This window comes from Actinomadura sp. KC216, assembly GCF_004348535.1.
In the GTDB taxonomy this organism is placed as follows: Bacteria; Actinomycetota; Actinomycetes; order Streptosporangiales; family Streptosporangiaceae; genus Spirillospora.
Window position 1 is genome coordinate 1 of the sequence record NZ_SMJX01000103.1, and the last position, 25,691, is coordinate 25,691.

Here is a 25,691-nt window from a genome sequence, read left to right on the forward strand (position 1 = left end):
GCCGGGGACGTCCGCCCGGCCGAGGGACTGCGCCGCGTCGACCAGCAGCGGGACGCCGGCGGCCCGGCACGCCTCCGCCGCCTCGGCGACCGGCTGGAGCGTCCCGACCTCGTGGTTGGCCGACTGCAGGCACGCGAGCGCGGTGTCCGGCCGCAGCGCCGCCGCGAACCCGGCGGGGTCGACGCGGCCCGTCCGGTCGACGCCGACGACGCTCACCTCGCCGCCGTCGCGCTCGTGCGCCTCGGCTGCGTGCAGAACGCTGGAGTGCTCCACCGCGCTCACCACCAGATGCCGCCCCACACGCCGGCGCGCCGCGAGCCCGCCGAGCACGGCCAGGTGCACCGCCTGCGTGCCCGACGAGGTGAACGACACCTCGTCGGCGCGGGCGCCGAGGACGCCGGCGACCCGCGCGCGGGCCCGGTCGAGCAGCCGGCGGGCGCCGCGCGCCGTCCCGTACAGCCGGGCCGGGTCGGCCCACCCGGCGTCGAAAGCCTCAAGAAGGGCCGACCGGGCCGCCGGATGCGGCGGCTCGGCGGACGCCGCGTCGAAGTAGGCGCCCTGCACACTCGGTTCGGCCACGCGGAAACACTAACCCGGCACCCGATCGGGGGTTGGCGCGACCCTCGCGCTAGTGTGTCCATCGCACGTGTGACAACTGATCTCTCCGCCCGGCCGACCCGGGCTTTCATCCGTGGGGAAGGCATTCCGTGAGTCCGACCCGCTCTAGGGAGCGGCGTACGCCTGTGCGCAGTCGCCGCGCATTGAAAAGCGCCGGCGCGCTGGGGCTGCTGGCGCTGTCAGCCACCGGGTGCAGCGGCAGCCGCCTCGGCATGCCCGAGCCGATCAGCGAGCAGGGCGAGCGCATGCTGCACCTGTGGCAGGGCTCCTGGATCGCGGCGTTCGCGGTCGGGGCCGTCGTCTGGGGGCTGATCATCTGGGCGGTGCTGTTCCACCGCAAGCGCTCCGACGACCTGCCGCCGCAGGTCCGCTACAACATGCCGATCGAGATCCTCTACACGGCGGTCCCGTTCGTCATCATCGCGGTCCTGTTCTACTTCACCGCCCGGGACGAGAACTACGTCGAGAAGACCTCCGCCAACCCCGCGGTCGTCGTGGACGTGACCGGGTTCCAGTGGAGCTGGCAGTTCGACTACAAGGAGAAGGACGCCACGGGCAAGGAGCAGCTCGTCGCACGTGTCGTCGGCCAGCCCGTCGCGCCGAACGGGCCCGCACCCGCCAAGCCGGTGATGACGATCCCCACGGGCCAGAAGATTCGTGTCCGCCTGCACTCCAACGACGTCATCCACTCGTTCTGGGTCCCGGCGCTGATCTACAAGAAGGACGTCATGCCCGGCTACGACAACGAGTTCGAGTTCACGGCGACCAAGACCGGCGTGTACGAGGGCCGCTGCGCCGAGCTCTGCGGCGTCGACCACAGCCGGATGCTGTTCCAGCTGAAGGTCGTGACGCCGCAGGAGTACACCAAGTTCATCGCCGACTCCAAGGCCGCTCTGGCCGCGGGGGGTGCCAGGTGACCGCGACGAGCCACGCGCCCACCGCGGCGCCCGCCGGCCCCCGGACGACCAAGGGCCGCATCCTCGCGTCCTGGCTGTCGTCCACCGACCACAAGGTGATCGGCTACCTCTACCTGATCACCTCGTTCTTCATGTTCCTGTTCGGCGGCGTCCTCGCGCTGGTGATGCGCGCGGAGCTGTTCGAGCCGGGCATGCAGGTCGTCAGCAACGAGCAGTTCAACCAGCTGTTCACCATGCACGGCACGATCATGCTGCTGATGTTCGCGACGCCGCTGTTCGCGGGCTTCACCAACGTCATCATGCCGCTGCAGATCGGCGCGCCCGACGTGGCGTTCCCGCGGATGAACATGCTGGCGTACTGGCTGTTCCTGTTCGGCAGCCTCATCGTCATCGCGGGCTTCCTGACCCCGGGCGGCGCGGCCAGCTTCGGCTGGTTCGCCTACGCCCCGCTGTCGGACGCGGTCCGCTCGCCGGGCATCGGCGGCGACATGTGGGTGATGGGCCTGGCGATGTCCGGGTTCGGCACCATCATGGGCGCCGTCAACTTCATCACCACGATCCTGTGCATGCGCGCGCCCGGCATGACGATGTTCCGGATGCCGATCTTCACGTGGAACGTCCTGCTGACGTCCATCCTGGTGCTGATCGCGTTCCCGGTCCTCGCCGCGGCGCTGCTGGCGCTGGAGGCCGACCGCAAGCTCGGCGCGCACATCTTCGACGCCTCGCACGGCGGCGCGCTGCTATGGCAGCACCTGTTCTGGTTCTTCGGGCATCCGGAGGTCTATATCATCGCGTTGCCCTTCTTCGGCATCGTGACGGAGATCCTCCCGGTCTTCAGCCGCAAGCCCGTGTTCGGCTACATCGGGCTGGTGTTCGCGACCATCAGCATCACGGGCCTGTCCATCACCGTGTGGGCGCACCACATGTTCGTCACCGGCCAGGTGCTGCTGCCGTTCTTCTCGTTCATGTCGTTCCTCATCGCCGTGCCCACGGGGGTGAAGTTCTTCAACTGGGTCGGGACGATCTGGCGAGGACAACTGACGTTCGAGTCGCCGATGCTGTGGTCGCTCGGGTTCCTCGTGACGTTCCTGTTCGGCGGGCTCACCGGCGTCATCCTGGCGTCGCCGCCGATGGACTTCCAGCTGTCCGACTCCTACTTCGTGGTGGCGCACTTCCACTACGTCGTGTTCGGCACCGTGGTGTTCGCGATGTTCGCGGGCTTCTACTTCTGGTGGCCGAAGTGGACCGGCAAGATGCTGAACGACTTCCTCGGCAAGGTCCACTTCTGGCTGCTGTTCATCGGCTTCCACGGCACGTTCCTCGTCCAGCACTGGCTGGGCGCGGCGGGCATGCCCCGCCGGTACGCCGACTACGCCGACGAGTTCCAGGGCCTGAACGAGATATCCAGCATCTTCTCGCTCGTCCTCGGGGCGTCCATGCTGCCGTTCTTCTACAACGTGTACATCACGTGGAAGCGGGGCAAGCGCGTCGAGGTCGACGACCCGTGGGGCTACGGCGCGTCGCTGGAGTGGGCGACGTCGTGCCCGCCGCCGCGGCACAACTTCAACTCGATTCCGAAGATCCGTTCCGAGCGGCCGGCGTTCGACCTGCACCACCCGCACGTGGGCGCCAAGGGCGAGCTGGCCGGGGCGAAGGGGGAGTAGCCGATGCGCGTCCAGGCGTTCATGTTCTACGGGTCCGCGCTGTTCTTCCTGGCGACCGACATCGTGTACTGGCTCTGGTCGAAGGACTGGACGGGCACGACCGCCCTCGGCCTCGCGGTCGGGCTCGCCGGGCTCATCGGGTTCTACGTCCACTTCACCGTCCGGCGCCTGGAGGCCGCCAACGGCGGCCCGCTGTACGAGGACGACCCCGAGGGGAACATCGCGGACGCGGCCGGCGAGCTGGGCTTCTTCAGCCCGCACAGCTGGTGGCCGCTGTACATCGGCCTGTCGGCCACGGCCATCTCGCTCGGCATCGTGTTCGGCTGGTGGCTGGTCATCCTCGGCGCCGCCGCGATGCTGCTGTCGACGATAGGTCTGGTATTCGAGTACTACCGGGGCCATTTCGCCCACTGATCAGTAAAAGAACCCCAAGAGGGGCCGGTGTCCGATTTTTTCGGGTACCGGCCCTTTCACATACTGGGCGCCGTTCCAGCGACGTGGCTGGGGAGGCGGATCGATCGCCCAGTAGGACGACCGGGGGGACCACATGCGGGTGGGTGGCTCAGGACCGGGAGACCGGGGACGGCGGACGGCGGCCGTGCTCGTCGGCGCCGGGATGGTCGCGGGCGCCGCGGCGTGCACGGGCGGCGGCGAGGCGGACGGCCGGGACGCCGTGGAGCTCACGGTGTCGCCGGCGGGCGGCGGGGGGCAGCTCAGGCCGGACAGCCCCATCACCGTCCAGGCGTACCGCGGCACCGTGGCGAACGTGACCGTGACCTCCGGCCGCGGGCAGGTCGACGGCGACCTGAACGCCGACCGGACGCGGTGGAGGTCGCGCTGGACGCTCGAACCGGGCGCGACGTACACGGTCGGCGCGACGGCGGTCGGCGAGGACGGCAGGACCGAGACGGTCAGCAGCCGCTTCACCACCGCCAAGGTCACGAAGACGAACAAGATGACGGTCGAGGCGCCCTACGACCGGGAGACCGTCGGCGTCGGCATGCCGATCATCATGAAGTTCGACCGTCCGGTGCAGGACAAGAAGGCGGTCGAGCAGGCGCTGGAGGTGCGGGCCGACAAGACCGTCGAAGGCGCCTGGCACTGGTTCGGCGACCAGGAGGTCGTCTTCCGGCCCAGGCAGTACTGGCCCATCCAGACCAAGGTGAGCTTCCAGGCCCACCTCAGCGGTGTCCGCACCGGCGGGGACGTGTACGGCGGCAAGAACTACGCCGTCGACTTCAAGGTGGGCGACTCGCACATCTCCACGGCGGGCGAGGACACCCACAAGATGGTGGTGAAGGTCAACGGCAAGAAGGTCCGCACCATCCCGACCAGCATGGGCAAGGGCGGGGCGGAGAAGTACACCACCACCAACGGCGTGCACCTGACGATGGCGAAGGAAGACCCCACCGTCATGACGTCCGACTGGATGGGGGTCAGCCCCGGAAGCCCCGGCGGCTACAGCCTCACCGTGTACAAGTCGGTGCGGATCTCCGAGAGCGGCGAGTACGTGCACAGCGCGCCGTGGTCGGTCGGCAGCCAGGGCAGCGCGAACGTCAGCCACGGCTGCATCAACATCAGCCCGTCCAACGCGAAGTGGTTCTACGGCCTGGCCCAGCGCGGCGACGTGGTGACGGTGACCGGCTCGGACCGGGAGCTCGAACCGGACAACGGCTGGGGCTTCTGGCAGATGAACTGGAACGAGTGGGTGAAGGGCAGCGCGCTGCAGCGGTCGGTGACGACGGCGCCGCGCGCGGACGCCGCGACGCTCTCCGCGCAGCAGCAGGGCGCGCAGCGTCCGGAGAAGCCGCGCGCCGAGAGTGACTGACCGACCCTGATCAGCGCAGCGGGGGCGGCTCTGGGACGTGATGGAGACGCGCCCAGGTGCGGGCCATGGCGATCCGGTCGGGGCCCGACGGGTGCGTCATCCAGAGCAGGTGCTCCATCGCGTCGGGGTTCAGGTCGGAGATGTTGCGCACCGACAGCTCGTGCTGCATCGACACGAACGTCGCCGGGTCGCGGGTGAGGTCCAGCGCGTGCGCGTCCGCGCGGGCCTCGATCCGGCGGCTGACGAGGTTCTGGACCGGGGCGCCGAGCTGCGTCCCGGCCGCCACGAGCGCGAGGACGAGCGCGATCGACCGCGGGTCCGCCGCCCCGCCGGAGCGCGGGCCCGCCGCGCCGCCGGAGCCGTCCGCGGGCGGGGCGCCGGGGGCGACTCCGGCGCGGCGCAGGAGGCGCGGCGAGGTCATCAGGAGGTACAGCAGGCACATGGCCCCGGCGATGCCGAGCGCGCCGACGAGCGTCCCGTACAGCACGTCGTCGCGCTTGGCGTGGCCGAGCTCGTGCGCGACGATCGACTTGACCCGGGCGGGCGGCGACTTCAGCAGCGTGTCGTACAGGACGATGCGGCGCGTGGACCCGAACCCCGACACGTAGGCGTTCAGCGACGTCGTCCTGCGGGACGCGTCGGCGACGAGAACGTCCTCGACGGGCACGCCGTCCCGTTCGGCCATCGCCAGCAGTTCGGTGCGCAGCGGCCCCTGCTGAAGCGAGTGGAACTTGTTGAACACCGGCTCGACGGCGATCGGGTAGATGAACGACACCAGGACGACGAGGAGGAACCCGCCCGCGGCGGCGCCCGTCCACCAGTAGCGCGGGAAGCGGCGCACGACCGCGTACAGGAGCAGCAGCGCGATCGTGTAGATGACCCAGGTGACGGCGAGCGATTTGAGCTGGTCCACGAGCCACGCGGGCCAGGACTGCGTCGACAGCCCGTACCGGCGCAGCACCGACTCGCTCCAGATGTCGAACGGCAGCCCGGCGGCGCGCAGCAGCGCCGTGAGCGCCAGCGTCGCGACGATGACCCGGAGGAAGCGGCGGCGGGTGCGGGCGGTGACCCAGCCGATGAAGCGCGCGCCGAGCGGCGTGAAGCCCAGCGCGAAGATCAGGATCAGCCCCACGACGAGGCCGCTGTAGGCGGGCGGGGTGAGGGCCGAGTCGAACGCCTTCGACCGGGCGATCTCCGGCGGGGAGAAGTCGAGCGCCGGATCGGGCTCCGCGCGTCCACCGGGCACGGCGCCCGGCAGCGGGTTCCAGGGCGTCGTCAGGGCGAGGACGGTCGCGACGGCGGCGAACAGCACCCCGGCGGCGACGGCGGCGGCGATCCGCGGCGTCCGCGTGCCGTCGGCCGCTTGCTCCCTCACGTGAGCTCCTTCTTCAGGTAGTCGCGCCATCGGGCGGTGAAACCCTGCGGGGTGAGGCCCAGCACCTCGCGCAGCGCGGTGGCCTCAGGGACGCGCCCGGCGGTCCGGTAGAGCCGCACGAGCGTCGCCTCACCGTAGCGGTCGGCGATCATCCGGCAGGCGAGCCAGGCCTCCTGGTAGGCCTGGCTGAGGCGCGCCGAGCCGCCGGAGAACGCGGCCGCGGCGGGCAGCGCGGACGGGATCCGCCCGGCCGCCACCTCGCGGCGCAGCTCGCCGGCCGCCGCCCGGACGCCGATCTCCGACCCGCGGTACCCGACGTAGTCGGCGAAGCCCTCGATGAGCCATCCCGGCGTGGTGCGGTCGGTGGCGGCGCCGGTCGCGACGTGCGTCAGCTCGTGGGTGAGGACGACGCCCCGCCCGAGCTCGTTGAGGCGGCCGAAGGCGCCGGGGGCGATGACGACGCGGTCGCCGCCCGGATCGAAGCCCGCGGGCGGGACGGTGGTCGCGACCGCGGCGAACTCGCCGGCGCCCTGCCCCGGGCCGGCGAGCGCGGCCGCGAGGGCCTCGTCGGCGGGAACGAGCGCGACGGCCCGCCGCGCCCATCCGGTGCCGACGACGTCATCGACGGCCGGGACGGCCGCGTCCAGGCGCTCCGCGATCTCGTCGAGGCCGGCGGCGTCCCCGATGACGAGGCTCGCGCGGCCCTCGACCACCGACAGGCGACCGGCGTCCCATATCTCGGCGTCGTCGTGGAAGTCGTAGGCCGAGCCGTCGCCGACGATGGTCCAGGTGCCGGAGCGCTGGGTCAGGGCCAGGTACCGCGTGCGGGCCCCCTCGCCGCTGTCGAAACCGCGCAGCTTGTAGCGCACCTTGACGCGGACGACCGTGACGCCGTTCTCCTCGTCCACCGCCTGGGTGGCGGTGACCTGTTCGTGCCATCCGGCGAGCGGGAGCTTGCGGAGGTTGCCGTAGAGGCGGGCCTGGGCGTCCTGGAACGCGGCGGGCGCGGAGCCGACCGTCGCGAGGAAGGCCGTCCGGTCACCGGTCCGGACGGCCCGCGCGCGGTTGCCGAGGACGGTGTCGGCGTCACCGGCGTCGTACCGGCCGCTCGGCGTGGTCCTGCGGCTCTGGGGCGTCTCGTCGCCGCCGAAGGGATCGACGACGAACCCCACGGCCACCCCGTACAGCACCCCGACCCCGCACGCGCCGACCTTGAGGACTCTGCGCCGCGTGAGGGGGCGGCCGGGCGCGTCGCCTTCGCCGGAGCCGTCTTCCATGCGCGTGATCCTATGCAGCCCGCGGGGGCGGGGAGACGGGCGTCACGACCTGTAGTCGGGGTATCCGTAGCCGACGATGTCGCCGGCCGAGCGCTCCTTGATCCGGACCGCGTTGCCGGTGTTGCCCTCGACGGCCTCGATCGTGTCGTCGTCCACCTTCTTGATCACCATGCCGACGTGCCGGATGGCGCCGCTGGTCTTGCGGCCGTCCCAGGCGTAGAAGACGATCGCGCCGGGCCTGGGCTCGGTGCCCCAGCGGCCGTTGGCCTGGAACCAGCGGGCGTGGGCGACGGTCCAGGCGTCGCTGCCGATCTGGTCGGTGAAGCCGATCTGCTCGCCGATCCAGGAGATGAACATGTCGCACCAGTTCGCGTCGCCGTAGCCGCGGAGGGAGCCGCCGTCGCGCGCGAGCGTCTCCTGGGCGCGGGACGTGCCCATGTACCACTTCTGGAACTTGGTCTCGCCGCCGCCGTTCTCCGCGATCCCCACCTGCGACCTGGCGAGCCTGATGGCCTCCGCGGCGGTGGGCCGCGACGTCCCGGCGCGCTTCGCGGGCGTGCCGCGCTTCGCGCCGCCGCCCTTCGCGGTGGGGTTCTTCTTGGCGCCGTCCTTGCGGTCGTGCTCGTCCTTCTCGCGGTCCTTGGACGCGGTCACGCGCGCGTCCTTCCCGGTGACCGCCAGCTCGGAGGACGCGTCCGCGGCGGGCGGCGGGCCGAACGGCAGGACCGACGCGTGCGCGGTGGCCGCGGCGGTGCCGAGGACGGCGGCGCCGACGGCGACACCGCCGGTCGTCCGCCAGGTGATGGTCCGGGTGCTGGGCTTGCGGTGCCTGCCCGGGGTCTTCCTGCGGTTGATGCCTGGCACGGGGGGATCTCCTCGACTTCCATGCCGCCTACCGGGTTAGCTGACGGGTTCGGGCGTGGAAGCCGCCCTACGGCCCGCGCGCGGGCAGGCCGATTCACCCCGAAAGGACACAGGTGGGTCCCCGGCTCCGCGTCCTGCCGCGCTGGCGCGTGGCGGTCCGCGGACTCGGCGGTGGCGGCCCGGGGGCGGGCGCGCCGATCGGATGGGGACACTCCGGCGGGCGGCCCCGGAGGTGAGGCCGGCGCGGAGCGCAGGGAAGAGGCGGGCGTGGTCGCGCGAGGGCGACCACGCCCAGGTAACGCTGCGGGTTTCACTCCTTCGTCTCTTCCAGACGCCTACCGGGTTAGCTGACGGGTTCGGGCGAGGAAGTGGCCCTACGGCGGGCTCTCACCGGGTCGTTCCGGGAGGGCGCACCGATTCACCCCGGGCGCCGGGTGGTGCCGTCCAGGGACGGTCCCTGGACTCCGGCGGTTATGGGTCCCCGGTTCCGCGCGTCGGCGGATTCGGCGCTGCCGCTGCGATCCTGGGGGCGATATGGGGCCCGTGCGCGGGACCTGTCTCCCGCGTGCGAAAGAGCGGCGCCTGATGTTGTGCGCGGACGGCGGCCCGTCTCCGGGGCCGTCCGGCGCCTGACCCTCGGGGCCGCCGCGGCAGCGCTCTCAGCGCCATGCACGCTGCGGGCGTGCGCACGTCGGCTGGGGTCGGGCGGGGTCTGCGTGGAGACCGTCGCGGCACCGTCCCGGTGCCGCGGGCGACGCGTGGAGCGCGCCGCCGAGGGGGGAGACGGCGCGTGGCTCGCGCCGCCCGTCACGCGGCGGAGGAATGCGCCGCGTGGGCCGCGGCGCCTGGTGGGCGTCGCGGGGGCCACGGCGCCTGGAGGGCGCCGCGAGTGGTGACAAGGTACCAAAGCCCCAAGAGAAGGCAAACCCCCACAAAATTAACAACGGACCAGGTCAAAGCCTGGTCCGTTGCCGAAGGCGATCCGTCCGGCCGCGGGTGCGGCGGACATAACAGGACGTCAGGGACGCCCGGAGCCGTAGTAGTTGCTCAGGTAGTAGCCCGAGGTGATGCTCACGATCTGGACGTTCTTGCCCGTGCTCGGAGCGTGGATCATCTTCCCGCCGCCCACGTACATGCCGACGTGGCCGAGACCGCTGAAGAACACCAGGTCACCGGGCTGCAGGTTGCTCTTGTCGATCCGCTTGGTGGCGGCGTACTGGGAGTTGGTGGTGCGGGTGATGTTGACGCCCGCCGCCGCCCACGCCTTCATGGTCAGGCCCGAGCAGTCGTAGGAGCCGGGGCCCTCGGCGCCGTACTGGTACGGCTTGCCGAGCTGCGCGTAGGCGAAGCTGAGCGCCGCGCGCGCCGGGCCGCTCGCGGGACCGTTGTAGGAGCCGCCGACGCCGCCGGAGGACACGCCGCCGCCGAGCCGCCTGACCAGCGCCTCCTGCTTCTTGACCTTCTGGTCCAGCTCCTTCTTCTGCTTCCTCAGATCGTCCGTCTTGGACTTCACCTCGTCGTAGGCGGCCTTGGCCACGGCCTGCTCGCGGCGCAGCCGCTGCGCGGTGGCGAGGAACTGGGTGAGCTGGGAGGCGCGGTCCTGCGACAGGTGCGAGAAGACCGCCGCCTGGTCGAGGACCGCCTGCGGGTCGCTGCTGCCGACGAAGCCGGTGACGTCCGTCGACTCGCCGTTCTTGTACGCGTCCGCCGCCATCTGGGCGATCTTGGAGCGCTGCTGCTCGAACGTCGCCTCCTCGCGCCTGCTCGCCGTCGTCGCGGCGTCGAGCTTCTTCTTGGCGATCTTGAGCTTCTCGCGGTTCTGGTTGTACTGCTCGACCTTCTGGTCCATCTCCTCGTTGAGCTTGTTCAGCGTCTTCTCCGCCTGGGCCCGGGTCGGCCTGGGGTCGGCGGCGGCCGGCGCCACCAGCGGAGATGCGAGGGTGGCGGTCACGGTCAGGCAGGTGAGAGCCGCCAGGCGACGGGAGATGCCGCTGTTCGCCGAGCCGCCTCTACGGACACGCCGCTGTTCCGGTGCCCCGATGAGTTCTTTGGCCACGGTCGGTTTCGCCCCTCTCGTCCACGACGTCAGCGGACGACATTAGCGAGGGTCAACAACCGTCACAACCGAAACGTCACTCTTTGATCGACATCCTTGGACAATGTCCACCATCTGTGACTCGCGTCTCACCCAGGGCGAGACTTCCCTTATCAGGACTTTATGGCCACCTTATGGCCCGCCGCTTCACGACCGGCCGAGCCGGCGGAGCAGGAGCGTGGACGGGCACGGCCGGGCGTTCGCGCGCCGCGCCGCGTCGGCCACCTCCCGGTCGGACGAGACCACCACGACCGCGCGGCCCTGCGGCTCCGCCCGCACCAGCTCGCCGATCAGCTCGTCCGCGGTCTGCCCCGGCCGGCTGAACAGCACCCGGACGCCGCGCGGCGCCGAGATCGCGACCGGCGCGTCCAGCTCCGCGCCGTCGAACACGCACGTCACCTCGGCGCGGGTCTGCGCGGCGAGCCCGCCGAGCCCCGACAGCAGCCGGGTGCGCTGGTCCGACAGCGGCAGCTCCCCGTACCCGGTCTTGGTCACGTTGTAGCCGTCCACGACGAGGTGCACGCGCGGCAGCGTCAGCAGCCGGTCGAGCAGCTGCGGGTCGCTGTCGGACAGCGCCCGGCCCGGGAGCGCTCGGTGCGGCTGCCGGTCGGGCTCCAGCGCGCCGACGACGTCGGCGGGACGCTCGATCGTGGACGGCAGCGCCAACTCCCTGCGGACGCCCTGCGCCGCGTCCACCAGCGTGTCGAGCAGCATTCGCAGCCGGACGTCCTCGACGTTGCGGCCCTCCCGCGCGGCCCGCCTGGCGGTCTCCGCGGCGGCCTCGGCCTGGGCGGCGCGGGCGCGCAGCTTGCGCATCTCCTTCTCGGACGCGGCGGTCGACTCCCGCGCGGCGGCGAGCGCCCGCTCGGCCTCCGCCGCGACCGCCCCGGCGCGCTCCTCCGCGGCCCGGTACCGGGTGCGCGCCTCGTGCAGCTTGCGGCGCAGCTCCGCGACCTCGGCCTTGCTCTCGCGCAGCTCGGCGCGCAGCCGGTCCAGCTCCGCGGCGCGGGCGGCGCGGGCGGCGGCCAGCTCCGCCTTCAGCGCGGCGACGCGCCGCTCCGCCGCCTCCTCCTCCGAGGCGGAGGCGGAGCGTTCCAGCTCTTCCCGGGCGGACTCGACCAGCTCCGTCCAGCCTTCGGGGCGCAGCAGGTAGGCGAGCATCGCGACCCGGACGGGATCGGCGGCGGGCGGGACGTCGCGGCCCTCGACCGCCGCCACGAGGTCGGCCTGCCCGTCGCGCAGCGGCTCGGCGACGCGGCGCCGGAAGGCGTCGTCCTTCTCCAGCGCCGCCGCGATGTGCTGCCCGGCGAGCTTGGCGCGCTTGCGGCGCTCGAACCGGGCGAACGGGCGCAGCGGCGCGGGGACGTCGTCGACCGGCAGCGCCCCCATCACCTCGGCGGCGACCTCCACGACCGCCTGCCGCACGGCCTCCGGCAGCGGCCTGCCCAGCTTCTCCCGGCGGCCCCCGCTCTCCGGGTGCTCTGGACAGCCGCCCTGGGCGGGACGCGCCTTCTCCGCGGGTTCCTCGCCGCCGGGGGTCGCTTCGGGGCCGCTGTCGATGATCCCGCTCCTTCCGGGCTGCGCCGCCGGTGGGCTGTGTCTTCCCGAGCCGCCCGCACCCTAACCAGGGCGAACGTGTGATCGGACGGAACGCGCCCGGCCTCCCCGAACCGTCCCCGCCGCCCCCGCCGGGCGGGACGTGCCGGCGCACCTCAACCCTAGCGGGCCCGGCTTCTGTCGGTGGTGTCCTCTACGGTCGCGCACATGACGGCTGCGCACGGTGTTCAGGCGGGCAGTGTCCAGACGGCCGGCGTCCAGGGAACCCTGGACGACCTCGGCACGCCGCTGTCCGGGGTCACCTTCGTGGTGGTCGACCTGGAGACCACGGGCGGCTCGGTCGCCGACTCGGCCATCACCGAGATCGGCGCGGTGAAGGTGCGCGGGGGAGAGGAGCTCGGCGAGCTCGGCACGCTCGTCGACCCCGGCGGGCCCGTCCCGCCGTTCATCACCGCGCTCACCGGCATCACCACCGCGATGGTGACCGCCGCGCCGAAGATCGAGTCGGTGCTGCCCGCGTTCCTCGAGTTCGCGCGCGGCTGCGTCCTCGTCGCGCACAACGCCTCGTTCGACATCGGCTTCCTCAAGGCCGCGTGCGCCGAGAACGGGTACGCCTGGCCCGCGTTCACCGTCGTCGACACCGTCGACCTCGCGCGGCGCGTCCTGTCCAAGGACGAGGTGCCCAACTGCAAGCTCAGCACACTGTCCCGGTTCTTCCGGACGGCGAACGAGCCGACGCACCGCGCCCTCGCCGACGCCCGCGCCACCGTCGAGGTCCTGCACGGGCTGATCGAGCGGCTCGGGTCGTTCGGCGTCACCTCGCTGGAGGAGATGAAGAGCTTCGCCAAGGCCCCGACCCCGGAGCAGCGCCGCAAGCGGCACCTCGCCGACGACGTCCCGAGCGTGCCCGGCGTCTACCTGTTCGAGGACGCCGAGGGCGAGGTCCTGTACGTCGGCAAGAGCGGCGACCTGCGCTCCCGCGTGCGCAGCTACTTCACCGGCTCGGAGACGCGCTGGCGCGTCCGGGAGATGGTCGGCATCGCCGAGAACGTCCGGACGATCGAGTGCGCCACCGGGCTGGAGGCCGAGGTCCGCGAGCTGCGGCTGATCGCCGAGCACAAGCCGCGCTACAACCGCCGCTCCAAGTTCCCCGAGCGGGCGATCTGGCTGAAGCTGACCGTGGAGCCGTTCCCGCGGCTGTCGATCGTCCGCGAGTGCCGCGCCGACGGCGCCCGCTACCTCGGGCCGATCTCGTCCCGGCGGCAGGCCGAAGAGGCCCGCGCGGCGCTGCACGAGGCCGTGCCGCTGCGGCAGTGCACCCAGCGGCTGACGCTCCGGATCATCGAGCACGGCAACGCGCGCGCGTGCGCGCTCGCCGAGATCGGGCGCTGCGGCGCGCCCTGCGACGGCCGCGAGTCCGCCGACGCCTACGCCGTGCACGTCGGGACGGCCCGCTCGGTCATGGAGGGCGACGTGCGTTCCGTCGTCGCGGCCGCGCAGGTCCGCATCGACCGGCTCGCGTCCGAGCTGCGCTACGAGGAGGCGGGCGCGCAGCGCGACCGGCTCGCCGCGTTCGTCCGCGCCGCCGCGCGCGGGCAGCGCCTCGCCGCGCTCGCGCGCCTGCCCGAGCTGGTCGCGGCGCGCCCCGCGTTCGACGGCGGCTGGGAGCTGGCGGTGGTGCGCTACGGGCGGCTCGCCGCCGCGGGGAACGTTCCGCCGCACGCCGCCCCGCGTCCCTACGTCGACGCGCTCATCGCCACCGCCGAGACGGTGTTCCCGCCCTCCGGCGAGGCGCCCGGCGGCGTCGCGCTCGGCGCGCCGCCCTCCGCGGGCGCCACGGCGGAGGAGATGGAGTGCGTGCTGCGCTGGCTCGACCTGCCCGGCGTCCGCCTCGTCGAGGTCGCCGGGACCTGGACGTGCCCCGCCCACGGCGCCGAGGGCCTGCGCGAATGGATCGACCGCGCCTACGACAGGTCCTACGAGGGGGCGTCGGAGGCGTCCCGTCCGCGGCGCGGCCGCCACTAAGGTGTCGGGGTGGCCCTGCCCCTCTATGACAGCCAGCCGGCCCGGCGCGTCCCGTGGGTGACGTACCTGCTCGTCGCGGCCAACGTGGTCGTGTTCCTGATCACGCCGATGTCGAACTTCGCGACCTGGTACGGCGAGGGCCACGTCCGCGAGTGCAGGACGGCGCACTTCACCTTCGAGTACGGCGCCGTCCCCAAGGAGCTGACCACCGGCGACCAGAAGCCGCTGCCGCCGGACGTCGTCGACGAGTGCGGCCCCGCCGACTTCGGCAAGGCGCCCTGGACGTCGGCGTTCAGCTCCATGTTCCTGCACTCCGGCGCGCTCCACCTGCTGAGCAACCTCGTCGCGCTGTTCGTCGTCGGCATGGGCGTCGAGGACCGGCTCGGCCGATGGCGCTACCTGCTCAGCTACCTGTTCTTCGGGCTCGTGGCCGTCTACGGGTACGCCTTCACCTCGCCGGGATCGACCGTCCCGCTCGTCGGGGCGTCCGGCGCCATCGCCGGGGTGATGGGCGCCTACGTGATCCTCAACCCGCGGGGACGGGTCGTCAGCTGGGTGCCGCCGGTCATCGTCATGCGGCTGCCGGTGTGGGTGGTGCTCGGGTACTGGTTCGTCCTGCAATGGCTGTCGCTGGGCGACGACGAGAGCAACGTGGCCTACGTCGCGCACATCTACGGCTTCGTCGCAGGGGTCGGGTTCGCGATCCTGGCGCGGCGCGCGGGCCCCGCCCGCCGCATCGCCGCCCTCAGCCGCGGCTGAACCGTGGCCGCGGCGGGCGCTGCGGAGGCGTCCCGATAGGGTCGGAGCGTCCGGATCTCAGGGAGGGTGAAGTGGTCACTGCGATCGTGTTCGTCAAGGCCGACGTCGCGCGCATCCACGAGGTGGCCGAGACGATCGCGGCCCTGGACGGCGTCAGCGAGGTCTACTCCATCACCGGGGACCACGACCTCATGGCGATGGTCCGGGTGCGCCGCAACGAGGAGCTGAACGACGTCATCCCTGGCCGCATCAACAAGGTCCTGGGCGTCGTCGGCACCGAGACGCACATCGCGTTCCGCACCTACTCCCAGCACGACCTGGAGCAGGCCTTCGCGCTCGGCCTCCCCGACGCCGACTGAGCGCGATCAGGCGCCGGACGAGCGCATGCGCTGGGACGTCTCGATCCAGCGGTCCAGCAGCGTGGCCGCGCCGCCGGAGTCGACGGCCGCCGCCGCGCGCTCGTAGCCGCTCCGGAGCGTCTCGGTCAGCGCCGCCGGGGGAGGCGTGCCCTCGTAGGCGGTGATGAGCGCGGCGGCGTTCAGCAGCACCATGTCGCGGACCGGGCCCTGCCGCCCGGCGAACGTCTCGCGCGCCACACGCCCGTTGAACGCGGCGTCGGCGCCGCGCAGGTCTTCCGGCTTGGCGGGCGGGATGCCCAGGTCGGACGGGTCGAACGTGGTCTCCGTCGCCGTCCCGTCGCGCACGACCCACACCGTGGAGGTGCCGGTCGTCGTCAGCTCGTCCAGGCCGTCGTCGCCGCGGAACACCAGCGACGAGCAACCGCGCGCGGCGAACACGCCCGCGACGATGCCCGCCATCCGCGGATGGAACACCCCGACCGCCTGCGCGCCCGGACGCGCCGGGTTCGTCAGCGGCCCGAGGAAGTTGAACACCGTCGGGGTGCCGAGCTCGCTGCGCGTCCGCGCCGCGTGCTTCAGCGCCGGGTGGTAGAGCGGCGCGAAGCAGAAGGTGATGCCGATCTCCTCCGCGATCCGGGCGGTGGCCTCGGGCGGCAGGTCGATCGCGACGCCGAGATGCTCCAGCAGGTCGGCGGCGCCGCAGGACGACGACGCGGCCCGGTTGCCGTGCTTGACCACCCGGACGCCCGCCGCCGCCGCGACCACGGCCGCCATCGTGGACACGTTCACGGTGTGCGCGCGGTCGCCGCCCGTCCCGACGAGGTCGGCGATGGGGCCCGGCACGTGGATCGGCCTGGCGTTGTCCATCATGCCCTCGGCGAGGCCGGTGACCTCCTCGACCGTCTCGCCCTTGGCGTGCAGCGCGACGGCGAACCCCGCGATCTGCACGTCGGTGGCGTCCCCGGCCATGATGCTGTTCATGGCCCAGGAGGTCTCCTCGCTGCTCAGCGAGTCGCCCGAGACGAGGGCGTTGAGCAGTGCGGGCCAGGTGGTGCGCGCGTCCATGTCGCCTACCGGGTCTCAGATCGTGCGGGGAAGGGGCTACAGGGCGGGGAGGCGGTCCTGGAGGCGCTTGCGCATCAGCCCGGCGAGCGCGTTCGCGACGGCCATCGGGTCGAGCGGCAGGCTCACCACGGCGTCGGCGCGGGACCAGGTCGCGAGCCAGCCGTCGTCGCGGCGGCCGATGATCGCGAGGACCGGCGGGCAGTCGTACACCTCGTCCTTCGCCTGCCGGCACACGCCGAGGCCGCCCGCGGGCTGCGCCTCGCCGTCCACCACCAGGACGTCGATGTCGCCCTCGTCGAGCCGCGCCACGACGGCGGGCTGGGTGGCGATCTCGACGAACTCGACCTTCGGGAGATCGGCGGCGGGGCGGCGCCCGATGGCCATCCGGACCTGTGCGCGGGTGTTCGCGTCGTCGCTGTAGACGAGGACCTTCATCGGGCCCTCAGAGGCGGTGCTCATGGACGTGAAGGGTACCCGGTCGGGGACGGCCGGGACACGCGCGGGAACCCTAGAAGGGGGGTCATGCGTCACTCACGGGACAGGGGCGCAATAATGCTGCCCGTGACAGCATCCGCGATTGAAACAACACCTCACGCACGGGCGAACCGTCCCAATCTGGTCAGCGTGGGGACGATCGTCTGGCTGTCGTCCGAGCTGATGTTCTTCGCGGCGCTGTTCGCGATGTTCTTCACGATCCGCTCCGTGACGATCGGCCAGTCCGGGGAAGACGCGTGGCCCGGCGCACCGCTGGACCTCCCGCTGTCGTCGGTCAACACGACCATCCTGGTGCTGTCCTCCGTGACCTGCCAGATGGGCGTGTTCAAGGCCGAGGCCGGCAAGGTCGGGCGTGACGGGAGCCTGCTGAACTTCCGGAGCTGGGGCCTGCGCGAGTGGTACGTCCTGTCGTTCCTCATGGGCGCCTACTTCATCGCGGGCCAGGGCTACGAGTACTACAACCTCGTCACCCACGACGGGCTGACCTTCTCGTCCTCGGCCTACGGCTCGATCTTCTACCTGGCGACCGGCTTCCACGGCCTGCACGTCACCGGCGGCCTCATCGCCTTCCTGTTCATCCTCGGGCGCACCTACGCCGCGAAACGGTGGACGCACGAGCAGGCGACGAGCGCGATCGTCGTGTCCTATTACTGGCACTTCGTCGACGTGGTGTGGATCGGCCTGTTCGCGGCCGTCTACCTGCTCGACATGTGAGCGCCGCCGAGACGCCCCCTGACCCACCACAAGCCCTGTCCCACCAGAAGACATGACCCGAACGGGGATTTCCGTGAAAAGGATCACCGCATGGCGACGGCGCCCGTGGGCGGGCTACGCCGTCGTGCTGGCGGCCCTGGCGGCGATCGGCGTCGTCTACGCCGGGTTCTCGCCGCAGACCGAGCGCGCCGAGGCGACGAGCAGCGCCCAGCTCGCTCAGGACCTGGAGAACGGCAAGCAGCTGTTCAACAAGAACTGCGCGAGCTGTCACGGCCTCAACGCCGAGGGCACCAAGGACGCCAACGGCAAGCCGCTCGCGCCCAGCCTCATCGGCGTGGGCGCCGCGTCCGTCGACTTCCAGGTCAGCACGGGCCGGATGCCCGCGATGAACCCCGGCGCGCAGATGCCGCGCAAGAAGCCGATCCCCGCGTTCGACACCTCGATCAAGACCGACTACGAGGACCCGAAGGAACGCGAGCACGCCGAGAAGCAGAAGGCGCAGGCCGAGAAGAACCTGCGCGACCTGATGGCCTACGTCCAGTCGATTGGCGGCGGACCCGAGGTCCCGCCCGCGTCGGCCGTCGACCCCAAGGGCGGCGACGTCGCGCTCGGCGGCAAGCTGTTCCGCACCAACTGCGCCCAGTGCCACAACTTCACCGGCCAGGGCGGCGCGCTGACCGGCGGCAAGTACGCGCCGCCGCTGTCGGGCGACGACGTCACCCCGACCCAGATGTACGAGGCGATGCTGACGGGCCCGCAGGCGATGCCGGTCTTCAACGACACCACGCTCACGCCCAAGGAGAAGCAGGCGATCATCGCCTACCTGGTGCAGACGCGTGAGGAGCCGAACCCGGGCGGCAACGGCCTCGGCCGCATCGGCCCGGTGAGCGAGGGCCTGGCCGGCTGGCTGATCGGCATCGGCCTGCTGGTCCTGGCCGCCATGTGGATCACCGCGAAGAAGCCGAAGAAGCTGAAGAAGTCATGAGCGACGACAACAAGGAGACCGCGGGCCCGGAGGGCCCGCGCGAGGGCGGCGAACCGCACGAGGGCGCCGCCCGGCGCGAGCGCGTCGTCGGCACGCCGTCCCCGGCGCGGCAGAAGGCGCTGCTCGCCGAGGACGACATCTCGGCGCCCGCCGGCGTGGGCGAGCAGCTCGACGAGGCGTCCATGAAGCGGGCGGAGCGGATCGTCGCGACGCTGTTCATGGTCGCGTTCGCGTCGAGCGTGGCGTTCATCGCCTACTTCATCGGCTGGAGCGGCCGCGACGGCGGCATGCACGGCGTGCTGCGCGCGCGCGAGTCCAACTTCTGGCTCGGCGGGACGATGGCGCTGTCGTTCCTGGCGATGGCCGCGGGCGTGACCATCTGGGTGCGGCGGCTGATGACCAGCAAGCCGATCGTCCAGGAGCGGCACGAGCTGGCCGCCGACGAGGAGTCCAGGGCCGCGTTCGCCAGGGACTTCATGGAGGGCGCCGAGGACAGCGGCATCACCAAGCGCCCGCTGCTGCGCCGCACGCTGCTGCTGGCCGCCGCGCCGCTCGGCCTGGCGCCGCTGGTGCTGCTGCGCGACCTCGGCCCGCTGCCGGAGAAGCGGCTCCGCCACACCTACTGGGGCGAGGCCGTCAAGCGGGCGAAGGCCGAGGGCAAGAAGGGCGTCCGGCTGGTCGTGGACGGCACCCACCGCCCGCTGCGGGTCAGCGACTTCGCCAGCCCCGGCAGCATGATCACCGTCCTGCCGGAGGGCATCGAGGAGCACGTCCCCGAGGACGAGGTGCTCACCCAGAACGCCAAGGCGGTCACGATCCTCATCAACGTCCCCGAGGACCAGTTCAAGCCCGCCAAGGGACGCGAGAACTGGCACATCAACGGGATCGTCGCGTACTCCAAGGTGTGCACGCACGTCGGCTGCCCGGCGGCGCTGTACGAGCAGACCACGCACCACATCCTGTGCCCGTGCCACCAGTCCACGTTCGACGCCACCGACGCCGCGAAGGTCATCTTCGGCCCGGCGGCGCGGCCGCTGCCGCAGCTGCCGCTGGCGGAGGAGGACGGGTACATCATCGCGACCAGCGACTATCACGAGCCGGTCGGACCGAGCTTCTGGGAGCGCGGATGAGCGACACGACCGCACCGAAGGCGATCCAGGGCACGCTCGGGTTCGTCGACGAGCGCCTCGGCTCCACGAGCTTCCTGCGGCGCAACGTCAAGAAGGTCTTCCCGGACCACTGGTCGTTCATGCTGGGCGAGATCGCCCTGTACTCCTTCGTCATCCTGCTGCTGACCGGGACGTTCCTGACGCTCTGGTTCAACCCGAGCATGAAGGAGGTCGTGTACGACGGGTCGTACACGAAGCTGCAGGGCGTGAAGATGTCGGAGGCCTACGCCTCGACGCTGCGGATCAGCTTCGACGTGCGCGGCGGCCTGCTGATGCGGCAGATCCACCACTGGGCCGCGATCCTGTTCATGGCGTCGATCCTGGCGCACATGCTCCGGGTGTTCTTCACCGGCGCGTACCGCAAGCCGCGCGAGCTGAACTGGATCATCGGCATCAACATGTTCATCCTCGGCATGCTGGAGGGCCTGTTCGGGTACTCGCTGCCGGACGACCTGCTGTCCGGCACCGGCCTGCGCATCACCCAGGGCGTGCTGGAGTCGATCCCGCTGGTCGGCACCTACGGCTACATGTTCCTGTTCGGCGGCGAGTTCCCCGGGCAGGACATCATCCCGCGGCTCTACATGCTGCACATCCTGCTGATCCCGGCCCTGATCCTCGGGCTGGTCACCGCGCACATGATGATCATGTGGCATCAGAAGCACACCGCGATGCCGGTCAAGAACCAGACCGAGAAGAAGGTGTACGGCTACCCCTTCTACCCGGTGTTCATGGCCAAGACGGGCGCGTACTTCCTGTTCGTGTTCGGTGTCGTGGCGCTGCTCGGGGCGTTCGCGCAGATCAACCCGGTCTGGCTGTTCGGCCCCTACGATCCGGGCGCGATCTCGTCCGGGTCCCAGCCGGACTGGTACATGGGGCCCCTCGAAGGGGCGCTGCGGATCATGCCGAACTGGGAGATCTCCGCCTGGGGCCACACGGTCAGCTTCAACGTGCTGATCCCGGCGGCGGTGCCGCTCGGCATCATCTTCGGCGGCGCGATGGCGTGGCCGTTCATCGAGGCGTGGGTGACGGGCGACAAGCGGCAGCACCACGTCAACACGCGTCCGCGCAACGCCCCGGTCCGCACCGCGACCGGCATGGCGGCGGTGACGTTCTACGGGCTGCTGTGGCTCGCCGGCGCGAACGACGTCCTCGCCGAGCGGTTCCACGTGTCGCTGTTCGCCACGACATGGTTCTTCCGGGTGACGGTGATCCTCGGGCCGATCGCGGCGTTCATCATCACCAAGCGGATCTGCCTCGGTCTCCAGCGCAAGGACGCCGACGTCGTCGGGCACGGCGTGGAGTCCGGCGTCATCATGATGTCGCCGGACGGCAAGTTCTCCGAGCGGCACGAGGCGCCGCGCGAGGAGGAGAAGATCGTCCTGCTGTCCAAGGAGAACGCCAGGCCGGAGGCGCCCGCCCGGGACGCCAGGGGCATCCCCGCGCCCGGCGCCAAGGGCCCGATCGGTCACCTGCGCTCGCGGCTCAACCGCGCGTGGACGTTCGACGACGTCCCCGTCGAGGAGCACGGGCACGGGCACGGCGAGCACGAGGCGATCGAGAGCGGCTCGGACTCCGAGCAGGTCAAGCACTGACGCTCCACCCGAACACCGAATTCCGCGAAGGGGCCCGGCACCGCCACGGCGGCGCCGGGCCCCTTCCTATGCTGGGCCGACGATGAGGACCCTGTTCGTCACCAACGACTTCCCGCCCCGTCCGGGCGGCATCCAGGCGTTCGTGCACGGCCTCGCGGTGCGGCGCCCGCCCGGCTCGGTGGTCGTGTACGCGCCGTCCTGGAAGGGCGCCGCGGAGTTCGACGCGGCGCAGCCGTTCCCGGTCGTCCGGCATCCCGGCTCGCTGATGCTGCCGGAGCCGGGCGTGCTGCGCCGGGCGGGCGACGTGCTGCGCGCGGAGGGCTGCGACTCGGTCGTGTTCGGCGCGGCGGCGCCGCTCGGCCTGCTGGCCCCGGCGCTGCGGCGGCGCGGCGCGGAACGCCTCCTCGGGATCACCCACGGGCACGAGGCGGGCTGGGCGTCGCTGCCGGTGGCGCGGACCCTGCTCCGCCGCATCGGGGACGACGTCGACGCCCTGACCTACCTGGGCGAGTACACGCGGTCCCGCATGGCGCGCGCCCTGTCCCCGGACGCGGCGGCACGGCTGGCCCACCTCGCCCCGGGCGTCGACGAGAAGGTCTTCCACCCCGGCTCGGGAGGTGACGAGATCCGGGCACGCCACGGCCTCACGGACCGTCCCGTGGTGGTGTGCGTGTCCCGGCTGGTGCCGCGGAAGGGGCAGGACGCCCTGATCCACGCCTGGCCGCGCGTCCTGCGCTCGGTGCCGGACGCGGCGCTCCTGCTCGTCGGCGGCGGCCCCTACCGCGCCGACCTGCAACGCCTGGCCGCCTCCCGCGGAGTGGACGGGTCGGTCGTGTTCACCGGCGGCGTCCCGTGGGAGGAACTGCCCGCCCACTACGACGCGGGCGACGTGTTCGCGATGCCGTGCCGCACCCGCCGCCGCGGCCTGGACGTGGAGGGCCTCGGGATCGTCTACCTGGAGGCGTCCGCCACCGGCCTGCCCGTCGTGGCGGGCGACTCCGGCGGCGCGCCCGACGCCGTCCTGGACGGCGAGACCGGCACGGTCGTCCCCGGCCGCTCCGCCGCCCGCATCGCCGAGGCGCTCACGACCCTCCTCTCCGATCCGGCCGCGGCCCGGCGCATGGGCGGGCGGGGGCGCGCCTGGATCGGACGGGAATGGCGCTGGGAGATTCAGGCGGCCCGTCTGGGACGCCTGCTGACGTCCTGAGATGACAGGATGCGTCCATGGACATCGAGGACGCATGGGCCCGCGTTCCCGGGGAGGCCGCCCGGTGGCTGCACGAGCTGGATCCCGACCACTGCTACTCGGGGTTCGAGCCGCCGCGCCGCCCCGACGCCGCCTGGCTCCTGCACGCGATGTACTCGTGGGAGGAGGGGCTGGTCACCACGACCCACGACGATGTCCACCAGTCGGTGATCGCGGCGGGCCTGGCCGAACCGCCCGACCCGGCGGCCGACACGCCCGGCGATGTCGGCGACCTGCTCGAAGGCGCGATCGTGACCGGTACCGGCCTCGGCCGCAGCGGCCATCCGGGCGCGGGCTGGCGGCGGCTGCGCTGGCGGGAGCTCGCGCGCGGGTTCGGCGAGCCGGTCGTCCCGGACGGTGAGCTGCCCGGCAGCCGCTGCCTGCGCCAGGCGCATCCCGCCGGAAGCTGGTCGGCGGCCATCCAGCCGCCCGCGGAGGGCTGCCTCGACCGGGAGAGCTGGTACCGGCTGATCGGGGTGCTGCTGCGGCACAGCCCGTCCGGCGCGGGCACCCGCTGCCTGGCCTACTACTGCCCGCTCGTCACCGCCGACTGGGACGACGAGACCGTCCTCGCCGGGCGGCTGGGCGACGCGGCCCGCCTGTACGACCACCCGGCCATGGCGAGCTGCCCGTCCGACCTGTGGGCCGAGGATCGCTCCTGGGTCGTCTACTGCGACTGGGACCTGTGGGGCACGAAGGTCGTCGGCCCCACCAGCCTCATCGAGGCCATCCTGGCCGACCCCGAGCTGGAATCCCTCCGCCTCCCCTGGAACACCTGACCTCGGCCCACCGCCGCCCCGCCTTTCGGATGCGGTCAGGAATGGACGGTCCATTCCATATATGGAGCAATCGGACCGCTGACATGATCAAACTCCGGTGGGGCGGGCCAGGAGGAGCCGGTGCGATCTCGGGGTGTGGTGGTGCTGGCCGTGCTTCTGGCGGTCGTGCTGGTGACGGGCCTGGTGGCGGGCTGGGCGCTGCGGCGCGAACGGGAGCGCGACACGCCCGAGCGGGTCGCGGCCCGCTACTTCGCGGCGTGGAGCGAGGGGGACCTGGACGAGATGGGAAGGCTCGTCGCCGACCCGCCCGCCGGCTTCGCCGCGCAGCACCGGGCGCTGTCGCACGGGCTCGCGGTCACCGCGATCGCGCTGGAGCCCCGTCCCGTCGTGCGGTCCGGGCCGGACGCCGCGCGGGCCGCCTTCACCGCCACCCGGTCGCTGAGCGGGCACGGGGCCTGGTCGTTCGCGTCGGAGCTGCGGCTCGTGCGGGTGGACGGCCGGTGGCGCGTCCTGTGGTCGCCCGCCACGCTGTACCCCGGCCTGAAGGGCGGCGGGAGTTGGGCGATGCGGCAGGTCTTCGTCCCCGCGGCGACGCCGGCCGCGCGGGACGGCCGGCCCCTCCAGGACGGCGGCCCGCTGGCGCCCTACGTCGCCGCGATCATCTCCCGGCTGGACGAGGAGGAGGAGCAGCGCGTCTGGGCGATCGAGCTGCGCGACGACGGCGGGCCGCCGCAGCACGTGAAGCTGTTCGGCGTCGAGAAGGGCCGCCGGATCCGGACGACGCTGGACCGGCGGGTCCAGGCGGCGGCGGAGCAGGCCGTGGCGGCCGCGCCGGGCCGCGCGGCGATCGTCGCCGTCCGGCCGGGCGACGGCGAGGTCCTCGCGGTGGCGGACGGCCTCGGCGGCCTCGGCGCCTTCATCGGCCGCTACCCGCCCGGCTCGACGTTCAAGGTGGTGACCGCGGGCGCGCTCGCCGCGGCCGGGTCCGGCGCCGGGACCGGCGCGGACTGCCCGGCGTCCGTGGTCACCGCGCAGCGCACGATCCGCAACGACGAGGACCACGCGCTCGGCCGGACGACGCTGCGGGGCGCGTTCGCCGCGTCCTGCAACACCACGTTCTCGCAGCTCGCGGTCGAGCGGCTCGGCGCGGAGAAGCTGGCGGCGAGCGCCCGCCGGTTCGGTTTCGGCGCGCGGCTCACGCCGGGCGCGGACGCCGCGGACGGCAGCTTCCCCGCCCCGGAGAGCGGCGCGGAGCTGGCGGAGGCGGCGATCGGGCAGGGCCGCGTCCAGGCGAGCCCGCTGCTGATGGCGTCGGTCGCGGCCGCCGCCGCGGACGGCTCGTGGCGCTCGCCCCGGCTGCTGGAGCCGAAGCTGATCCGCGAGGGCGGGGGAGCGACGCCGGATCCCCGACCGGTGCCCGGGACGTCCGCGCTCCGCACGATGATGCGGGCGGTCGTCACCGGCGGCACCGCCGCGGGCGCCGGGCTCCCGTCCGGGACGGCGGGCAAGACCGGGACGGCCGAGATCGGCGGCGGCGAGTCGCACGCCTGGTTCATCGGCTACCGGGACGGCGTCGCGTTCTCGGTCTTCGTCGAGTCGGGCGGCTCGGGCCCGAAAGTGGCGGCGCCCCTGGCCGCCCGCTTCCTGAAGGCCATGGGCTGATCACCGGACGCCGCGGAATCGTCGCGCCGGTCCTTGAACGTGTCACGGCCCTCCGTACGTACTGCCCTGGAGAACAGAACGACCGCGGAGGAAGACTCGGCACGTTTTTGGCACCAACTCGCATCTGAGTGGCTCATGGGGCGTATGCTCCCGGAGTGATCGAGCGGATTCGTTCAGGATCCGCTCGGGGAACGCGGTTGGAGCGAGCGGGCTCCTGATCCGCGGTCCCCGATGTCTCAGCGGGAACGGCCGCCGGGCAATGCGCCCGACGGTCCGGAGCCACCGGCGTTCGCCGAGCCCTCCGTCTCCTCCACAGGAGAGGGCATGGCGCGACGCGATAACGAGCATGCGTCCCGGAGCACCACGCATGCTGCACCGTGGGCGGAGACGCCCGCGCGCCCCTCGTCGAGACCCGAGCCCCGGTCGGGGCCCCGGTCCGAGGAGCCGCAGTGGCCCGAAGGGTCCTGGTGGTCGCAGCAGCCGGACTGGTCCGAGCGCGGACGGCGAACGTCCCGCCGCGGGCCGAGCCGGCGCGAGACGAAGCGGCGCGAGCGGGCCGGCGAGGACCGTTCCCGCGAGCGCGAACGGCCGCGCCCCCCGGCGCAGCCGCCCCCCGACCGGTTCGGCGCGCGGAACAGGCCACCGG

Annotated in this window: 22 protein-coding genes, 1 pseudogene and 2 riboswitches; of the genes and pseudogenes, 15 read left to right on the forward strand and 8 right to left on the reverse strand. The window is 72.3% G+C overall.

Annotation, left to right across the window (positions count from 1 at the left end; translation table 11 throughout):
• Nucleotides 1-579, reverse strand: a 579-nt coding sequence (locus E1264_RS19405; protein WP_132175453.1) for an aminotransferase class V-fold PLP-dependent enzyme, incomplete at its 3' end; no start/stop codon positions are given.
• 164 nt (nt 580-743) lie between these two features.
• On the opposite strand from E1264_RS19405, the gene coxB reads away from it, so the two are divergent.
• From coxB to E1264_RS19425, 4 genes are all read left to right on the forward strand, one after another.
• Nucleotides 744-1,535 carry a cytochrome c oxidase subunit II gene (gene coxB / locus E1264_RS19410; RefSeq protein WP_132175455.1) on the forward strand — a complete coding sequence of 264 codons (792 nt, stop codon included), beginning with the start codon at nt 744-746 and terminating at the stop codon, nt 1,533-1,535.
• Entirely contained in the window at nt 1,532-3,199 is a 1,668-nt protein-coding gene (ctaD, locus tag E1264_RS19415) for a cytochrome c oxidase subunit I (protein WP_132175457.1), read from the forward strand. The genes coxB and ctaD overlap by 4 nt, the downstream gene beginning before the upstream one ends.
• Nucleotides 3,200-3,202: 3 nt before the next feature.
• Nucleotides 3,203-3,613 (forward strand): cytochrome c oxidase subunit 4, encoded by a 411-nt coding sequence (locus E1264_RS19420; RefSeq protein ID WP_132175459.1) that lies wholly within the window; start codon nt 3,203-3,205, stop codon nt 3,611-3,613.
• Between the two features lie 139 nt (nt 3,614-3,752).
• The gene (locus tag E1264_RS19425) at nt 3,753-5,027 is read left to right on the forward strand and encodes an Ig-like domain-containing protein (RefSeq protein WP_243711027.1); all 1,275 of its coding nucleotides are present in this window, start codon (nt 3,753-3,755) and stop codon (nt 5,025-5,027) included.
• A 10-nt stretch (nt 5,028-5,037) separates the two neighbouring features.
• Here the strand turns inward: E1264_RS19425 and E1264_RS19430 are convergent, their stop codons facing one another.
• The 5 genes from E1264_RS19430 to E1264_RS19450 form a co-directional block, all read right to left on the reverse strand.
• Nucleotides 5,038-6,402 carry a M48 family metallopeptidase gene (locus E1264_RS19430; protein ID WP_243711028.1) on the reverse strand — a complete coding sequence of 455 codons (1,365 nt, stop codon included), beginning with the start codon at nt 6,400-6,402 and terminating at the stop codon, nt 5,038-5,040.
• Nucleotides 6,399-7,679, reverse strand: coding sequence for a hypothetical protein (locus tag E1264_RS19435; RefSeq protein ID WP_132175463.1), 1,281 nt, complete (start codon nt 7,677-7,679; stop codon nt 6,399-6,401). The genes E1264_RS19430 and E1264_RS19435 overlap by 4 nt, the downstream gene beginning before the upstream one ends.
• Before the next feature lie 42 nt (nt 7,680-7,721).
• The gene (locus E1264_RS19440) at nt 7,722-8,543 is read right to left on the reverse strand and encodes a CHAP domain-containing protein (protein ID WP_243711029.1); all 822 of its coding nucleotides are present in this window, start codon (nt 8,541-8,543) and stop codon (nt 7,722-7,724) included.
• Nucleotides 8,544-8,552: 9 nt separating this feature from the next.
• Nucleotides 8,553-8,701: riboswitch (cyclic di-AMP (ydaO/yuaA leader) on the reverse strand.
• 159 nt (nt 8,702-8,860) lie between these two features.
• A riboswitch (cyclic di-AMP (ydaO/yuaA leader) is annotated at nt 8,861-9,062 on the reverse strand.
• A 499-nt stretch (nt 9,063-9,561) separates the two neighbouring features.
• On the reverse strand, nt 9,562-10,494 hold the full coding sequence (locus tag E1264_RS19445; protein ID WP_243711030.1) for a C40 family peptidase: 933 nt from the start codon (nt 10,492-10,494) through the stop codon (nt 9,562-9,564).
• A gap of 291 nt (nt 10,495-10,785) precedes the next feature.
• Nucleotides 10,786-12,063, reverse strand: coding sequence for an NYN domain-containing protein (locus tag E1264_RS19450; RefSeq protein ID WP_243711031.1), 1,278 nt, complete (start codon nt 12,061-12,063; stop codon nt 10,786-10,788).
• 339 nt (nt 12,064-12,402) lie between these two features.
• On the opposite strand from E1264_RS19450, the gene E1264_RS19455 reads away from it, so the two are divergent.
• The 3 genes from E1264_RS19455 to E1264_RS19465 all read left to right on the forward strand — a co-directional run bounded on the left by E1264_RS19455 (nt 12,403) and on the right by E1264_RS19465 (nt 15,338).
• The gene (locus E1264_RS19455) at nt 12,403-14,220 is read left to right on the forward strand and encodes a DEDD exonuclease domain-containing protein (RefSeq protein ID WP_132175467.1); all 1,818 of its coding nucleotides are present in this window, start codon (nt 12,403-12,405) and stop codon (nt 14,218-14,220) included.
• Nucleotides 14,221-14,229: 9 nt separating this feature from the next.
• Nucleotides 14,230-14,979, forward strand: a complete 750-nt coding sequence (locus tag E1264_RS19460) for a rhomboid family intramembrane serine protease (protein ID WP_132175469.1) — start codon at nt 14,230-14,232, stop codon at nt 14,977-14,979.
• A 71-nt stretch (nt 14,980-15,050) separates the two neighbouring features.
• A complete protein-coding gene (locus E1264_RS19465) occupies nt 15,051-15,338 on the forward strand; it encodes an Lrp/AsnC ligand binding domain-containing protein (protein ID WP_132175471.1) in 288 nt (95 codons plus the stop codon).
• Between the two features lie 6 nt (nt 15,339-15,344).
• On the opposite strand, the gene trpD is transcribed toward E1264_RS19465, so the two are convergent.
• Together trpD and E1264_RS19475 are read right to left on the reverse strand one after the other, a co-directional pair.
• A complete protein-coding gene (gene trpD, locus E1264_RS19470; RefSeq protein WP_132175473.1) occupies nt 15,345-16,403 on the reverse strand; it encodes an anthranilate phosphoribosyltransferase in 1,059 nt (352 codons plus the stop codon).
• A gap of 36 nt (nt 16,404-16,439) precedes the next feature.
• On the reverse strand, nt 16,440-16,862 hold the full coding sequence (locus tag E1264_RS19475) for a response regulator transcription factor (RefSeq protein ID WP_132175475.1): 423 nt from the start codon (nt 16,860-16,862) through the stop codon (nt 16,440-16,442).
• Nucleotides 16,863-16,955: 93 nt separating this feature from the next.
• Here E1264_RS19475 and E1264_RS19480 point away from each other — a divergent pair, with 93 nt between their 5' ends.
• The 8 genes and pseudogenes from E1264_RS19480 to E1264_RS44675 all read left to right on the forward strand — a co-directional run.
• Nucleotides 16,956-17,612, forward strand: a complete 657-nt coding sequence (locus E1264_RS19480) for a heme-copper oxidase subunit III (RefSeq protein ID WP_347813409.1) — start codon at nt 16,956-16,958, stop codon at nt 17,610-17,612.
• Between the two features lie 73 nt (nt 17,613-17,685).
• The gene (locus E1264_RS19485; RefSeq protein WP_132175477.1) at nt 17,686-18,597 is read left to right on the forward strand and encodes a cytochrome c; all 912 of its coding nucleotides are present in this window, start codon (nt 17,686-17,688) and stop codon (nt 18,595-18,597) included.
• Complete coding sequence (locus tag E1264_RS19490; protein WP_132175490.1) at nt 18,594-19,727, forward strand: Rieske 2Fe-2S domain-containing protein; 1,134 nt, start codon at nt 18,594-18,596, stop codon at nt 19,725-19,727. The genes E1264_RS19485 and E1264_RS19490 overlap by 4 nt, the downstream gene beginning before the upstream one ends.
• Entirely contained in the window at nt 19,724-21,358 is a 1,635-nt protein-coding gene (locus tag E1264_RS19495; protein WP_132175492.1) for a ubiquinol-cytochrome c reductase cytochrome b subunit, read from the forward strand. The genes E1264_RS19490 and E1264_RS19495 overlap by 4 nt, the downstream gene beginning before the upstream one ends.
• 82 nt (nt 21,359-21,440) lie before the next feature.
• The gene (locus E1264_RS19500) at nt 21,441-22,565 is read left to right on the forward strand and encodes a glycosyltransferase family 4 protein (protein WP_132175494.1); all 1,125 of its coding nucleotides are present in this window, start codon (nt 21,441-21,443) and stop codon (nt 22,563-22,565) included.
• 17 nt (nt 22,566-22,582) lie between these two features.
• Complete coding sequence (locus E1264_RS19505; protein ID WP_132175496.1) at nt 22,583-23,383, forward strand: hypothetical protein; 801 nt, start codon at nt 22,583-22,585, stop codon at nt 23,381-23,383.
• 120 nt (nt 23,384-23,503) lie between these two features.
• Nucleotides 23,504-25,045: a penicillin-binding transpeptidase domain-containing protein gene (locus E1264_RS19510; protein WP_132175498.1), complete on the forward strand. Its 1,542-nt coding sequence runs from the start codon at nt 23,504-23,506 to the stop codon at nt 25,043-25,045.
• Between the two features lie 324 nt (nt 25,046-25,369).
• A pseudogene (locus E1264_RS44675) lies at nt 25,370-25,691 on the forward strand (hypothetical protein); the annotation flags it as partial.